Genomic DNA, 14097 nt, shown 5'->3' on the forward strand with positions numbered 1-14097 from the left:
GTCCAGCCCTGGTCGGCGCTCGCCCGGATGCAGGGCCGGCCGCGCCGGCCGGTGCGGGCCGTCACGGCGGCGGCGCTCCCCACCATCGCCACCGGCATCGGCGAGGCGCCGCGCGCCACCGGCTCGACCGGCGGGTCGGTCGAGCCGGGCCGGATCCTCGACGGCGCGCGGCTGGCCGCGGAGGCCGCCGCCCTGCCGACGCTCGCCGCCGTCCCGGCCTCGTCGCTGCCGCCGGCCTTGCGCCCGCCCGCGCCCCTCTGCGGCTCCGACGAGGTCCGCATCCAGGCCTATGCCGCCCGCATCGCCGGCAGCGTCGGCGTCAAGCCCGGCGACGATCTCGAGCTGTTCACGGCGGATGGCCGCGCCACCCCGCGCCTCGCGCCCGTCCTCCTGGCGATGTCGTCGGTCGAGCTCGGCGCGCTGCGGGCGAGCCCGGCCCTCGTCGCCGCGGCGATCGCGCGGGCGGATGCGGAGCGGACGGCGGCGCGCCGGCAGGCCGAGGCCGGCCCTCCAGCGACGCCCTGAGCCCTTGCGGAAGCCCGCTCCCCGCGCCACCTCCCGGACCAGACCAAGCGAGAGCTTATCCGCGTGCCGCCCCTGACCGATTTCGCCGCGCGTGCCGGCTCCCTCGTCAAATCCGTCACGGAGGCCACGCGCTCCCTGGCCGAGGCCTCGAACGACCTCCTGGTCCAGCCGACGGTGCGCCTCGGCGTCACCGGCCTCGCCCGGTCGGGCAAGACGGTGTTCACCACCGCGCTCGTGCACCAGCTCACCGGCCTGCACCCGCTGCCGGCCTTGCGCGCCTCGCAGGAGGGGCGCCTGCGCCGGGCCCGCCTGGTGCCCCAGCCCGACGACGCGGTGCCGCGCTTCTCCTACGAGGATCACCTCGCGGCGCTGACCGAGGCGCGGCGCTGGCCGCGCTCGACCGACCGGATCAGCCAGCTGCGCCTCGAGATCGACTACGAGCGCAAGAGCGGCTGGCGCACCGGACCGGCGAGCCTGATGGTCGACATCGTCGACTACCCGGGCGAGTGGCTGCTCGACCTCGCCCTCATCGAGCAGACCTACGAGGGCTGGTCGCGCGAGACGATCGTCGCCGCCGAGCGCCCCGGCCGGGCCGCGATGGCCGCGCCCTGGCTCGCCTCCCTGCGGGCCCTCGACCCCAACCAGCCCCTCGACGAGGTCGTGGCCGAGCGGGCGAGCGAGGCCTTCACCACCTACCTCGCCGCGGTGCGCGCCGGCCCCGAGGCGGTGGCGACCACGCCGCCGGGCCGCTTCCTGATGCCGGGCGACCTCGCCGGCTCGCCGGCGCTGACCTTCGCGCCGCTGATCCTCGACGGGCCGGTCAATCCCGACAGCCTGGGCGGCCTGATGCAGCGCCGCTTCGAGGCCTACAAGAGCCGGGTGGTGACGCCGTTCTTCCGCGACCATTTCCAGCGCATCGACCGGCAGATCGTGCTGGTCGACGTGCTGGCGGCGGTCGATGCCGGGGCGGCGGCGCTCGCCGAGCTCGAGGAGGCCCTCGACCGGGTGCTGATGAGCCTGCGGGTCGGGCGCAACACCGTCCTGTCGCGGCTCTTCGCGCCGCGGGCCGACAGGATCCTGTTCGCCGCCACCAAGGCCGACCACCTCCACCACGCGAGCCACGACCGGCTCGACGCGCTGCTGCGCCTCCTCGTCGCCCGTTCCCTGCGCCGCACCGAGGCGGCGGGCGCCCATGTCAGCACCCAGGCGCTCGCCTCCGTGCGCTCGACCCGCGAGACCGTGGTGCATGACGGGCCGGCGAGCTTCCGGGCGGTGGCCGGCACGCCGGAGGCCGGCGAGAGCATCGACGGCGAGACCTTCGACGGCGAGACCGAGGCCGCGATCTTCCCGGGCGAGTTGCCGGAGCGGCCGGAGGCGGTGCTGGAGGGCGCGGTGACCCCGGGCTCGCTGCGCTTCCCGCGCTTCCGCCCGCCGGCCGTCCCTCGCGATGCGCTGGGCCGCCCGGGCCGCCTGCCGCAGATCCGGCTCGACCGCGCCCTGAACTTCCTGATCGGCGACCGCCTCGCCTGAGGGCTCTTCCATGACCCAGCCGCCTCCCGCAAAGCCCCGGGCCTTCCGCCTTCCCCCCGCCGGCGCGCAGACCGCCAGCGCGCCGCCGCCGCCCGGCACCGAGACGGCGCTTCCCGACGGGATCCGGGTGGTGGAGGAGCCGTTCGAGATCGTCGAGGCCGCCGACGGCGTGCCGGTCCCGGTGGCGCCGCGCTCTCGCGCACCCTGGGCGACCCTGCTCCTCTCGGCCCTCGGGGGGCTGGCCTCGCTGGGCATCGGCCTCGCGGTCGAGCGGCTGATCGCTGACCTGTTCTCCGCCGCGCCCTGGCTCGGCATCGTCGCGCTGGTGCTGCTGGCAGTGGCCGTGGTGGCGCTCGCCGCCATCGTCTGGCGCGAGGTCGCGGGCGTCCTGCGCGAGCGCCGCATCGAGGCGCTGCGGGGCGACGCCCTCGACGCCCTGCGCTCGCGCGACCACAGCGCCGCCAAGGCGGTGGTGCGCAGTCTCTCGGCCCTCTATGCCGGCCGCCCGGCGGCCGAGGCGGCCCGTGCCCGCCTCGCCGCCCTCGACGACCAGATCCTCGACGTCGAGGACCGGCTCGGCATCGCCGAGGCGGAACTGCTGCGATCCCTCGACCGCGCCGCCAAGGCCGCGGTCGCCGATGCGGCCAAGCAAGTGTCGGCGGTCACGGCACTGAGCCCGCGGGCGATCGTCGATGTCGCCTTCGTGATCTTCGCAGGCGTCCGGCTCCTGCGCCGCATCGCCACCATCTACGGCGGCCGGCCCGGCCTGTTCGGCTTCCTGCGCCTCGCCCGCGCGGCGCTCGCCCACCTCGCCGTCACCGGCAGCGTCGCGGTCGGCGACAGCCTGGTGCAGTCGGTGCTGGGTCTCGGCGTCGCGGCGCGGATCTCGGCCAAGCTCGGGGAGGGGGTGCTCAACGGCCTGATGACGGCACGGTTCGGGCTCGCGGCCTTGGCCGTGTGCCGACCGCTGCCCTTCACCCGCGAGCCGGCGCCGCGGCTGGGCGACGTGGCGGGGGAACTGCTGCGTGGCGGCGGCGAGGGGGAAGACCGCGAGGCGGCACGGTAGCCGGTCGGCGGTCGCGCCCGTGAATCCCCGCGTCGCGAAGCGCCTGGCATCGCTCCGCGATCAGTGCTTTGCTCTGGATACAGTCACTGGCATCAGATGGAGCTGTATTGTCCCGGGCCCGGGGGCGTGTTGAAACACGAGGGCGAGCGGGGATAGCCGATGCCCGCCTCGGTCTCGCCGCTCGCACACTGCGCGCACCAGCCGCCTGACCCGACACAAACAGCCTCAGAAAAACCCGGGGCGGTTCAATCGGGGACGCCGAGACCGCGACCGCCCACCTGATCGGTGGTCGCCTGCGCGGTCGTGCGGGCGAGAAGGCGGGGCGCGGGGAGCCCAGATCCGCTATGACGGCGCCGATCGAGCGAGCCGGGCCCCCCGGCTTCGCCCTCGTCCGAAGTTCACGGGCACGCCATGCTGAAGACCGGTTCGAACGCGCCCATCGAAGACGACAAGAGCCTCGAGCGCGCCCTGGGCCATCAGGTCCGGACGCTGCGCCGGGAGCGCGACCTCTCGCTCGCCGATCTCGCGGCCGCGGCCGGCATCTCGCACGGCATGGTCTCGAAGATCGAGAACGGACAGATCTCCCCGTCGCTCGCCACGATCAACGCCCTGGCGCGGGCGCTGAACGTACCGATCACCACCCTGTTCGCCGCGTTCGAGGAGAGCCGCGACTGCTCTTACGTGGGGAAGGGGACGGGCGTCGTGATCGAGCGGCGCGGCACCAAGGTCGGCCACATCTACGAGCTTCTCGGCGCCGGCATCCGCGGCGAGACCGTGCTCGAGCCCTACCTCATCACGCTGGAAGAGGACGCCGAGGCCTATACGGGCTTTCGCCACGCCGGCGTCGAGTTCATCTTCATGTTGAGCGGGGAGGTGCGCTACCACCATGCCGGCCAGGACTATCACCTGAAGCCCGGGGACGCGCTGCTGTTCGACGCGGAGGCACTGCACGGGCCGCGTGAGCTGATCGAGCGGCCGATGACGTATTTGTCGATCATCGCGTATCCGCGGACTTAAGGACCTTCGGGCCTGTCCCTGGCCTCGGCCGTTCGCTGCCGCGCCGCGGTTCCAGCCGCCCGCCGTCGTTCGGCCCGGGACAGCTCGTCCGCCCCGGCAAAGCCCGTCGCCGCGGCGATCTGCGCTGCTGTCAGTGCCGTCTCGCGGCGCAACTGGCGCGCCCGGTCGAGGCGCACGCCGAGATAGTGCCAGTGCAACCCGTGCCCGAGCCCGTCGGCGAACAGGCGCTCGAGCTGACGCACCGAGACGCCCGCGAGCGCGGCGAGCGTCGTCCGGGCCAGGGGGGCCTCCAGGTTGGCCTCCATGGCGGCGAGTACCCGCAGCAAGCGGGGATCGCGTACGCCGAGGCGCTGGCGCAGGTCCATCCGCTGCGGGCTCAGGCCCTCCCGGATCCGGTTGTGCAGGAACCAGTCGCTCACGCCGGCGGCGAGGCCCGGGCCGTGATCGCGTCCGATCAGGTGGAGCATCAGATCGAGGGCGGCGGTTCCCCCCGAGCAGGTGACGCGGTTGCCCGCGATCTCGAACAGCGAGCGGACCACGTCCGCCTCGGGAAACTGCTCCTCGAAGGCCGGCACGTGCTCCCAGTGCACGGTGCAGCGGCGGCCCTCGAGCAGGCCGGCCCGGGCGAGGAAATAGGGACCGCCCGAGATCCCGCCGATCACGGCGCCGCTCCGGGCGAGATCGCGCAGCCAGGCCGAGAGGGCGGGATCGTCGAAGGCGGCCGGGTTGCCGCCGGCGCAAACGAAGACCCGGTCGGTCCCCGGGACCGCGGCGCCGACCGCGACGTCGGTCGGAATCGCGATGCCGCTCGAGGCCCGCGCAGGGCCGCCCCCCGGTGCGGCGTGCCACCAGCGGTACAGATCGGCGCCCGACAGGGTGTTGGCGGCCCGCAGCGGCTCGACCGCCGCCGCATAGGCCATCAGCGGGAAGTCGGGCACGAGCACGAACCCGATCGTCCGCCGGACCCGCTCCGTCCCGCCCGCGATCGCCGCTCCCGGTATCGTCGCCAAGGGCCGCCTCCGAGGGACACGACGAGGATTTCGGCGCGATTTGCCGGAAATGCGTCGCGAAATGCAAGCCGGGACGGCCTGGACGCCGGCTATCGAGGGGCGGTCGCCCGGCGCTCCCGACAGGTTCCCCGATGCACTTCTCGCTCCTCAGCGTCCTAGGCCAAGCCCTGCGGGGGCAGCGGGGCTGGACGCCGCACTGGCGGGATGCCGGCCCGCGCGATGCGTACGACGTCGTCATCGTCGGCGGAGGCGGCCACGGCCTCGCCGCCGCCTACTACCTCGCCAAGGAGCACGGCATCACCGACGTCGCCGTGCTGGAGAGGAGCCACGTCGGCTCCGGCAATGTCGGGCGCAACACCACGATCGTGCGCTCGAATTACGGCCTGCCCGGCAACATCCCGTTCTACGAGCGGTCGATGAAGCTGTGGGAGGGGCTGGAGCAGGACATTAACTACAACGCGATGGTGAGCCAGCGCGGGGTGCTGAACCTCTACCATTCGGATGGCCAGCGCGACGCCTATGCGCGGCGCGGCAACGCCATGCGGCTCGCCGCCGTCGATGCCGAACTCCTCGATCGCGAGGGCGTGCGGGCGATCGTCCCGTTCATCGATTTCGACAATGCGCGCTTTCCCGTGAAGGGCGGCCTCCTGCAGCGCCGCGGCGGCACCGTGCGCCACGACGCGGTCGCCTGGGGCTACGCCCGGGCGGCGGACGCCCGCGGCGTCGACATCGTCCAGAACTGCGCCGTCACCGGGATCCGGCGCGAGGGCGGGCGCGTCGTCGGCGTCGAGACGTGCCGCGGGCCGATCCGGGCGAGGAAGGTCGCCCTTTCGGTGGCGGGGTCGTCCTCGCTCGTCGCCGCCATGGCGGGCCTGCGCCTGCCGATCGAGAGCCACGTGCTCCAGGCCTTCGTCAGCGAGGGCGTGAAGCCGTTGATCGACGGCGTGATGACCTTCGGGGCCGGTCACTTCTACATCAGCCAGTCGGACAAGGGCGGCCTCGTCTTCGGCGGCGACATCGACGGCTACAATTCTTACGCCCAACGCGGCAACCTCGCGACGATCGAGGACGTGATGGAGAGCGGCATGGCCCTGTGGCCGGGGCTCGGCCGGCTGCGCCTGCTGCGCCACTGGGGCGGGATCATGGACATGTCGATGGACGGTTCGCCGATCATCGACCGCACGCCGGTGGACGGCCTCTACCTCAATGCCGGCTGGTGCTACGGCGGCTTCAAGGCCACGCCCGCCGCCGGCTTCTGCTTCGCGCACCTCATCGCCCGCGACGAAGCCCATCCGGACGCCGCCGCCTTCCGCCTCGACCGCTTCGCCACCGGCCATCTCATCGACGAGAAGGGCGTGGGCGCGCAACCGAACCTGCATTGAGGACCGGCACCGATGCGCATCCGATGCCCGTATTGCGGCGAGCGCGACAACGGCGAGTTCAGCTACCGCGGCGACGCCGCGCCGCGGCTCTCCGGGGGAGATGCCGACACGCCCGAGGCCGTGCACGACGCCGTCTACCTGCGCGACAACCCGGCCGGCCCGATCGACGAATTGTGGTTCCACGCCGCCGGCTGCCGCGCCTGGCTCGTGGTCACCCGCGACACAAGCAGCCACGCCATCGCCGCCGTCGTGCCTGCCCGCGCCGTGGCCCGCGCGCGGCAGGAAGGAGACGCCGCATGACCGCGCTCGCCCTCGCGCGCGCCGACGCGCCCGCCGCCCCGGCATCCGCGCAGCCGCAGCGGGTCGCCGGCGGCCTCATCGACCGCACCCGGCCTCTCGCCTTCACCTTCGACGGACGCCGCTACGGCGGCTTCCACGGCGACACCCTAGCCTCGGCGCTGCTCGCCAACGGCGTTCGCCTCGTCGGCCGCTCCTTCAAGTACCACCGACCCCGGGGCATCCTGTCGGCGGGCTCCGAGGAGCCGAACGCCCTGGTCGAGCTGCGCGGCGGCGCCCGGCGCGAGCCCAACACCCGCGCCACGGTGGCGGAACTCTACGACGGCCTCGAAGCCGCGAGCCAGAACCGCTGGCCGTCGCTCGCCCTCGACGCGCTCGCGGTGAACGGCCTCGTCGGCCCGGTGCTCTCGGCAGGTTTCTACTACAAGACGTTCATGTGGCCGGCGGGCCTGTGGGAGAAGCTCTACGAGCCGCTGATCCGCCGCGCCGCCGGCCTCGGCCGGGCCGCGGGCCAGGCCGATCCGGACTGCTACGACCGGACCCAAGCCCATTGCGACGTCCTGGTGATCGGCTCCGGTCCGGCCGGCCTCTCCGCGGCGCTGGCAGCCGGGCGCGCCGGCGCCCGGGTCCTCGTGGTCGACGAGGATGTCGTGCCCGGCGGCCGCCTCAACGGCGAGCGCCGGGAGATCGCCGGGCGTCCCGCCGCCGAGTGGCTCGCCGCGACGCTCGCCGAGCTGCGGAGCCTGCCGGAGGTGCGTTTCCTCGCCCGGACCACCCTGTTCGGCGTCTACGACCACGGCGCCTACGGGGCGGTTGAGCGGGTGGCCGACCATCTGGCGGTGCCGCCGCCCCACGCCCCGCGCCAGCGCCTTTGGCGGATCACGGCCCGCCGCGCGGTGCTGGCCGCCGGCGCCATCGAGCGCCCGCACGTCTTTCCCGGCAACGACCGCCCCGGCGTGATGCTGGCCGGTGCGGTGCGGACCTACCTCAACCGCTACGGCGTGCTGCCGGGCCGCCGGATCGCGATCCTCGCCTCCGGCGACGACGGCTGGCGGACGGTGGCGGACGTGCTCGCCGCCGGCGGCGAGGTCGCGGCGGTGATCGACACGCGCCCGCAGGCACCGGAGGCCTTGCGCCGCCGGGCCGAGGCGGCGGGCGCCCGGGTGATTCTCGGCGGCGCCGTCATCGGTACCCGTGGCCGCCTCGGGCTCGCCGCGATCGAGGTCGTCGATGGGCGCGGCGTGGGCGCCACCATCGCGTGCGACGGCCTCGCGATGGCCAACGGCTGGAACCCCGCGATCCATCTCGATTCGCACCTGTCGCGCCGGCCGGCCTGGTCCGAAGCGATTCAGGCCTTCGTGCCGAGCCCGGCCCCCGGCGGCATGATCACCGCGGGTGCCGCCGCGGGCCGCCTGACCCTCGCCGAGTGCCTGGAGACGGGAAGTGCGGCCGGTGCCGCCGCGGCGACGGAGTGCGGCTTTGCCGCCGAATCCGTCCCCGCGCCCGCGACCGACCCGGAGAGCGCCGCCCATACGCCCGTGTGGCGGGTGGCGCATCCGCCCGGCCGGCGCGCGTCCGGCAAGGCCTTCGTCGATTTCCAGAACGACGTCACCGCCAACGACGTCGCGCTGGCCCACCGGGAGGGCTTCCGGGCGGTCGAGCTCCTGAAGCGCTACACGACCCTCGGCATGGCGACCGACCAAGGCAAGACCGCGAACCTCGCGGGCCTCGGCCTCATGGCCGAGCTGACCGGGCAGCCGATTCCGGCGGTCGGCACCACGGTGTGCCGACCGCCCTTCACCCCGGTGGCGATCGGCGCCTTCGCGGGGACGCATCGCGGCCGCGCGTTTCGCCCGACCCGCTGCGTCGCCTCGCATGCCTGGGCCGAGGAACACGGTGCCGTCTTCGTGGAGACCGGGTTGTGGCTGCGCCCGGCCTACTACCCGAGGGCAGGGGAGACCGACTGGCTCCAGACCGTGATCCGCGAGGTCGAGACCGTGCGGGCCCGGGTCGGGCTGTGCGACGTCACGACCCTCGGCAAGATCGATATCCAGGGCGCGGACGCCCTCGCCTTCCTGGAGCGGGTCTGCGCCAATTCACTCGCGGGTCTGGCGGTCGGCCGCACCGCCTTCGCCTTCATGTTACGCGAGGACGGCTTCCTGAAGGACGATTGTTCGATCGCCCGCATGGGCGAGCGGCATTTCGTGATGACCGCCTCGACCGCGCACGCCGCCAAGGTGATGGAGCACCTCGAATATGGCCGGCAATGGTTGTGGCCGGACCTCGACGTGCAGCTCGCCTCGGTGAGCGAGCAATGGGCTCAGTTCGCGCTGGCCGGTCCCCGCGCTCGCGACACCCTGCGGGCGGTGGTCGATGACGGGTTCGACCTGTCGAACGACGCCTTCCCGTTCCTCGCATGCGGCGCGGTGACGGTCGGGGGTGGCCTTCCGGCGCGGCTGTTCCGGCTCTCGTTTTCCGGCGAGCTCGCCTACGAGATCGCGGTGCCCGCCTCCTACGGCGATGCGGCCTGGCGGGCGCTGATGGCGGCGGGCGAGCCGTTCGGCATCGCGCCCTACGGCTCGGAGGCGCTCGGGGTGATGCGGATCGAGAAGGGCTACGCCGCCGGGCCCGAGATCGACGGTCGGACCACCGCCCGCGACCTCGGCCTCGCCGGCATGGTCGCAGGGGACAAGGACTTCGTCGGCCGCCGGATGACCGACCGGCCGGGCCTGACCGACCCCGACCGGCCGGCGCTCGCCGGCTTCCGCCCGGTCGCGGTGGGCGAGCGCCTGCGCGCGGGCGCGCACTTCCTGGCGCTCGGCGCCGCCCCGAGCCTGGGGGCCGACGAGGGTGTGATGACGTCCGTCGCCTACTCGCCGAGCCTCGGCCACTGGATCGGCCTCGGGCTGATCCGGCGCGGGCCCGAGCGATACGGCGAGCGGGTGCGCGCCTACGATCCGGTGCGCGGCGGCGACGTCGTGGTGGAGATCTGCGCGCCCACCTTCATCGATCCGGACGGGGAGAGACACCATGGCTGAGGCGGCGCGCGCCCTCTGGCAATCCCGCAGCCCCTGGGTGGGCCTCGCGCGACCGGGCCGGCACGGCGCGGCGACGGGCGCACCGGGCATGCACGTCGCACTGCGCGATGGGCTCGGGCTCGCGACGATCGTCGCCGCGGACGGGTGCGAAGCGGTCTTGGCCGATCGCCTGCTGGCGTTCGGCGGGCTCCCCGAGCCCGGCAAAGCCCGCTTCACGGGCGAGCGCGGCCTCGTCTGGTCGGCGCCCGGCCAGTGGCTCGCCGTCGCCGAGGAACCCGGCGTCTTGTCCGGCCTCGCCGAGGAGTTGCATGGGCTCGCCGCCGTGACCGAGCAGAGCGATTCCCGTGCCGTCCTGCGCCTCACCGGTCCCCGCGCCGGCGACGCCCTGCGCAAGGGCGTCGCGGTGGACCTGCATCCCCGCGCCTTCGGGCCGGGCGACGCCGCCGTCACGGTGATCGCCCATGTCGGTGCCCAGCTCTGGCAGCTCGACGCGGCGCCGACCTACGATCTCGCCGTGCCGCGCAGCTTCGCCGGGAGCGTCTGGAGGTGGCTCGATGAGGCGGCGGCGGAGTTCGGCTACGTCGTCGCGGTGCGGTGAGCGTCGTCTCGAGCGATAGGGGCTGCCGACGTCGTCATGCGACCGCCCCGGCAACCGGAATCCGTGCGATCCTTTCTCCCGTACGCTCCCGCGGAAGCCGTCGGAACAGTTAAAGAGCGCGGCTCTTCCCAATCTCCCACCGTGCAGGGCAGTCCGGAGAAGGCAAAACGCTGTTTTCCCCTCTCCGCCACGGGCGGGAAGAGGGGTCCGGCGACCCTGTCGCTGGCGGAGGCGCAGCCCGAGCGAGAGCGAGGGGGGCTCGACGCGTGGGGGTCCTCCGACACCTGACCCTCGCCCATCGGGCTCCCATGAGCCTCTTCGGAGATCGGGCTCCCGTGAGCCTCTTCGGAGCTCGGGCCTTTCCCCACCCGCGGGGGAGGGGGGACACCGCGCCTCGTCCTGTCCCCGTCAGCCCCGGTCCGCGACTGGGGAATTCGAGCTCGCCGTGATCGCAGTGCGCCGCCTGCCGGGTTCGTTCCTCTGCCGGCATCCGTCCGCACCCCCGGGCCGGCACCGCTGTTGCATGGGATCTCACGACCGCCTTTTTCCTGAGAAGAAATTTTTGTGATCCATAGTTGACGCGCCCTGTTTCCCGTGCGAACCATATTCACACCAAACGGCGCGGGAAAATCTCCGGATGTGCGGGATCGTCGGCCTGTTTCTCAAGAATCCGCAGCTCGAGCCACAGCTCGGCGCGCTCCTCGCATCGATGCTCGGGACGATGACGGATCGCGGTCCCGACAGCGCGGGCTTCGCCGTCTACGGTTCCGCAGCGGAAGACCTGAAATTGACCTTGCGGGGACCGAGCGAGGCGGCCCTGAGGGCCGGCATCGCGGCGCTCGCGGCGGCGACCGGTCGGTCCTTCCCGGTCGAGATGCGCGACACCCACGCCGTCCTGTCGATGCCCGCCGAGGCCGAGGGCGAGATCCGGACATGGCTGCGTGCCAGCGCCCCCGGGCTCGACGTCGTGTCGGCCGGGCGGCGGATGGAGATCTACAAGGAGGTCGGCCTGCCGGCGGCGGTCGCTGCGCGCTTCGATCTCGCCGGGATGGCGGGCAGCCACGGCATCGGCCATACCCGCATGGCGACCGAGAGCGCGGTGACCACCGACGGCGCCCACCCGTTCTCCACCGGCACGGACGAGTGCCTGGTCCATAACGGCTCGCTGTCGAACCACAACGACCTGCGCCGGCGCCTCGGCCGCGCCGGCCTGTCCTTCTCGACACAGAACGACACCGAGGTCGCGGCCGGCTACCTGACCTGGCGCATGCGCGAGGGCGCCTCGCTGCGTCAGGCCCTCGAAGCGAGCCTCGACGATCTCGACGGCTTCTTCACCTTCGTGGTCGGCACCGAGACGGGCTTCGCCGTCCTGCGCGACCCGATCGCCTGCAAACCCGCCGTGATGGCCGAGACCGACGACTACGTCGCCTTCGGGTCCGAGTACCGGGCGCTGGTCGGCCTGCCGGGCATCGCGGGTGCCACCGTGTTCGAGCCGGAGCCGGCCCGGGTCTACGTCTGGGAGCGCCACTGATGCCGAGCTTCGACCTGCGGACCGCCCCCCTGCGCGAGCTGAACCGGGCCCTGCACGCCCTGCGGCCCGACACCAACGAGACGCGCTGGCTGATCGGGAACCCGGACGGGCGCCACGCCGTCGCGGTCGGGCTCGACGCGGCCGTGAGCGTCGAGATCGACGGTCACGTCGGCTATTACTGCGCCGGCATGAACAAGCGGGCGAGCGTCGTCGTCAACGGCAATGCCGGCGTCGGCGTGGCCGAGAACATGATCTCGGGCTTCGTCCACGTGCGCGGCGACGCCAGCCAGGCGGCGGGCGCGACCGCCCATGGCGGGATGCTCCTCATCGACGGCAATGCCGGCGCGCGCTGCGGCATCTCGATGAAGGGCGTCGATATCCTCGTGAAGGGCTCGATCGGCCACATGTCGGCCTTCATGGCCCAGGCCGGCACCCTCACCGTCCTGGGCGATGCCGGCGAGGCACTGGGCGACTCGCTCTACGAGGCGAGGCTCTACGTGCGCGGCGCGGTCGCGAGCCTGGGCGCCGATTGCGTCGAGAAGGCGATGCGCGACGAGCATCGCGCGCAGGTCTTCGCCAAGCTCGAGGCGGCGGGGCTCGCGGGTGAGGTCGATCCGGGCGAGTTCCGCCGCTACGGCTCGGCCCGCTCCCTCTACCACTTCCACGTCGACAACGCCGGAGCCTATTGATGGCCGAGCATCCGCCCGCCCCGCGCACGGCCCCGCGCCTATCGGCGACCTTCACCCCGGACGTCATGGCCGAGATCCGCCGTGCCGCGGCGACCGGCATCTACGACATCCGCGGCGCCGGGGCGAAGCGCGCCCTGCCGCATCTCGACGACCTGCTGTTCCTCGGCGCCTCGATCAGCCGCTATCCCCTCGAGGGCTACCGCGAGCGCTGCGGCACCGAGGTGGTGCTGGGCGCCCGCTTCGCCTCGAAGCCGATCCGCTTGAAGACCCCGGTGACGATCGCGGGCATGAGCTTCGGCTCGCTCTCGGCGAACGCCAAGGAAGCCCTGGGCCGCGGCGCGACGCTGGCCGGCACCTCGACCACCACCGGCGACGGCGGGATGACGCCGGAGGAGAGGCGGCACTCACGGACCCTGGTCTACCAGTACCTGCCGTCCCGCTACGGCATGAACCCGGACGACCTGCGCCGGGCCGACGCGATCGAGGTCGTGGTCGGCCAGGGCGCCAAGCCCGGCGGCGGCGGCATGCTGCTCGGCCAGAAGATCACCGAGCGCGTCGCCGGCATGCGCTGCCTGCCTCCGGGCATCGACCAGCGCTCGGCCTGCCGCCACCCGGACTGGACCGGACCCGACGACCTCGCGATCAAGATCGAGGAATTGCGCGAGATCACCGACTGGGAGAAGCCGATCTACGTCAAGGTCGGTGCCTCGCGACCCTACTACGACACCGCGCTCGCGGCGAAGTCCGGCGCCGACGTGGTGGTGCTCGACGGCATGCAGGGCGGCACCGCGGCGACGCAGGACGTGTTCATCGAGCATGTCGGCATCCCGACGCTGGCCGCAATCCGCCCGGCGGTGCAGGCGCTGCAGGATCTCGGTCTCCACCGCAAGGTGCAGCTCGTCGTCTCCGGCGGCATCCGCTCGGGCGCCGACGTCGCCAAGGTGCTGGCGCTCGGGGCCGACGCGGTCGCCATCGGCACCGCGGCGCTGATCGCGCTGGGCGACAACGATCCGCGCTGGCAGGCCGAGTACGAGGCTCTGGGCACGACCGCCGGCGCCTACGACGACTGGCACGAGGGCAGGGACCCCGCGGGCATCACCACGCAGGACCCGGTACTGTCCGCCCGCCTCGACCCCGAACTGGCCGGACGGCGGCTCGCCAACTACCTCGCGGTGATGACGCTGGAAGCCCAGACCATCGCCAGGGCCTGCGGCAAGAGCCACCTGCACAACCTCGAACCCGAGGACCTCGTCGCCCTGACGATCGAGGCCGCCGCGATGGCGCAGGTGCCGCTCGCCGGGACCGGCTGGATCCCCGGCAAGGGACTTCTCTGAAGCCGCCCGTTCACGCCCCTCCGAGCCGCGCCCCGGACGGGCGCGGCTCCCGCATCCGGCCGTCCTCGCCCACCAGAGGG

At 73.2% G+C, this 14097-nt stretch carries 11 protein-coding genes and 1 pseudogene; 11 read left to right on the plus strand and 1 reads right to left on the minus strand.

What is annotated here, in order from left to right; all coding sequences use genetic code 11:
• The 4 genes and pseudogenes from HPY23_RS00005 to HPY23_RS00020 all read left to right on the plus strand — a co-directional run.
• Positions 1–525, plus strand: a pseudogene (locus HPY23_RS00005) (hypothetical protein); the annotation flags it as partial.
• 63 nt (positions 526–588) lie between these two features.
• Positions 589–2055 carry a YcjX family GTP-binding protein gene (locus HPY23_RS00010; RefSeq protein WP_091886872.1) on the plus strand — a complete coding sequence of 489 codons (1467 nt, stop codon included), beginning with the start codon at positions 589–591 and terminating at the stop codon, positions 2053–2055.
• 10 nt (positions 2056–2065) lie between these two features.
• On the plus strand, positions 2066–3121 hold the full coding sequence (locus tag HPY23_RS00015) for a TIGR01620 family protein (protein ID WP_091886875.1): 1056 nt from the start codon (positions 2066–2068) through the stop codon (positions 3119–3121).
• Between the two features lie 411 nt (positions 3122–3532).
• Positions 3533–4138 carry a helix-turn-helix domain-containing protein gene (locus tag HPY23_RS00020; RefSeq protein WP_091886878.1) on the plus strand — a complete coding sequence of 202 codons (606 nt, stop codon included), beginning with the start codon at positions 3533–3535 and terminating at the stop codon, positions 4136–4138.
• Here HPY23_RS00020 and HPY23_RS00025 read toward each other — a convergent pair.
• Complete coding sequence (locus tag HPY23_RS00025; protein ID WP_091887048.1) at positions 4135–5058, minus strand: GlxA family transcriptional regulator; 924 nt, start codon at positions 5056–5058, stop codon at positions 4135–4137. The two genes, HPY23_RS00020 and HPY23_RS00025, sit on opposite strands and share 4 nt — an antisense overlap.
• A 221-nt stretch (positions 5059–5279) precedes the next feature.
• Here HPY23_RS00025 and HPY23_RS00030 point away from each other — a divergent pair, with 221 nt between their 5' ends.
• From HPY23_RS00030 to HPY23_RS00060, 7 genes are all read left to right on the plus strand, one after another.
• The gene (locus HPY23_RS00030) at positions 5280–6530 is read left to right on the plus strand and encodes a sarcosine oxidase subunit beta family protein (protein ID WP_091886880.1); all 1251 of its coding nucleotides are present in this window, start codon (positions 5280–5282) and stop codon (positions 6528–6530) included.
• 12 nt (positions 6531–6542) lie between these two features.
• Positions 6543–6830, plus strand: coding sequence for a sarcosine oxidase subunit delta (locus tag HPY23_RS00035; protein ID WP_091886883.1), 288 nt, complete (start codon positions 6543–6545; stop codon positions 6828–6830).
• Positions 6827–9865 carry a sarcosine oxidase subunit alpha family protein gene (locus HPY23_RS00040; protein WP_091886886.1) on the plus strand — a complete coding sequence of 1013 codons (3039 nt, stop codon included), beginning with the start codon at positions 6827–6829 and terminating at the stop codon, positions 9863–9865. The genes HPY23_RS00035 and HPY23_RS00040 overlap by 4 nt, the downstream gene beginning before the upstream one ends.
• Complete coding sequence (locus HPY23_RS00045) at positions 9858–10463, plus strand: sarcosine oxidase subunit gamma (RefSeq protein WP_091886889.1); 606 nt, start codon at positions 9858–9860, stop codon at positions 10461–10463. Before HPY23_RS00040 ends, HPY23_RS00045 begins: the two co-directional genes overlap by 8 nt.
• Before the next feature lie 637 nt (positions 10464–11100).
• Positions 11101–11994, plus strand: coding sequence for a class II glutamine amidotransferase (locus HPY23_RS00050; RefSeq protein ID WP_060846285.1), 894 nt, complete (start codon positions 11101–11103; stop codon positions 11992–11994).
• On the plus strand, positions 11994–12683 hold the full coding sequence (locus HPY23_RS00055; protein ID WP_060846284.1) for a GltB/FmdC/FwdC-like GXGXG domain-containing protein: 690 nt from the start codon (positions 11994–11996) through the stop codon (positions 12681–12683). Before HPY23_RS00050 ends, HPY23_RS00055 begins: the two co-directional genes overlap by 1 nt.
• Positions 12683–14017: an FMN-binding glutamate synthase family protein gene (locus HPY23_RS00060; protein ID WP_060846283.1), complete on the plus strand. Its 1335-nt coding sequence runs from the start codon at positions 12683–12685 to the stop codon at positions 14015–14017. Before HPY23_RS00055 ends, HPY23_RS00060 begins: the two co-directional genes overlap by 1 nt.
• Positions 14018–14097: the final 80 nt, after the last annotated feature.

This window comes from Methylobacterium ajmalii (assembly GCF_016613415.1).
Classification (GTDB): Bacteria; Pseudomonadota; Alphaproteobacteria; order Rhizobiales; family Beijerinckiaceae; genus Methylobacterium; species Methylobacterium ajmalii.

Excerpts from the sequence above, each read along its gene's own strand:
- HPY23_RS00045 (WP_091886889.1), top strand. The coding sequence starts at position 9,858 with ATGGCTGAGGCGGCGCGCGCCCTCTGGCAATCCCGCAGCCCCTGGGTG.
- HPY23_RS00040 (WP_091886886.1), top strand. The coding sequence starts at position 6,827 with ATGACCGCGCTCGCCCTCGCGCGCGCCGACGCGCCCGCCGCCCCGGCA.
- HPY23_RS00030 (WP_091886880.1), top strand. The coding sequence starts at position 5,280 with ATGCACTTCTCGCTCCTCAGCGTCCTAGGCCAAGCCCTGCGGGGGCAG.
- HPY23_RS00035 (WP_091886883.1), top strand. The coding sequence starts at position 6,543 with ATGCGCATCCGATGCCCGTATTGCGGCGAGCGCGACAACGGCGAGTTC.
- HPY23_RS00055 (WP_060846284.1), top strand. The coding sequence starts at position 11,994 with ATGCCGAGCTTCGACCTGCGGACCGCCCCCCTGCGCGAGCTGAACCGG.
- HPY23_RS00015 (WP_091886875.1), top strand. The coding sequence starts at position 2,066 with ATGACCCAGCCGCCTCCCGCAAAGCCCCGGGCCTTCCGCCTTCCCCCC.
- HPY23_RS00025 (WP_091887048.1), bottom strand. The coding sequence starts at position 5,058 with ATGGCCTATGCGGCGGCGGTCGAGCCGCTGCGGGCCGCCAACACCCTG.
- HPY23_RS00060 (WP_060846283.1), top strand. The coding sequence starts at position 12,683 with ATGGCCGAGCATCCGCCCGCCCCGCGCACGGCCCCGCGCCTATCGGCG.
- HPY23_RS00020 (WP_091886878.1), top strand. The coding sequence starts at position 3,533 with ATGCTGAAGACCGGTTCGAACGCGCCCATCGAAGACGACAAGAGCCTC.
- HPY23_RS00050 (WP_060846285.1), top strand. The coding sequence starts at position 11,101 with ATGTGCGGGATCGTCGGCCTGTTTCTCAAGAATCCGCAGCTCGAGCCA.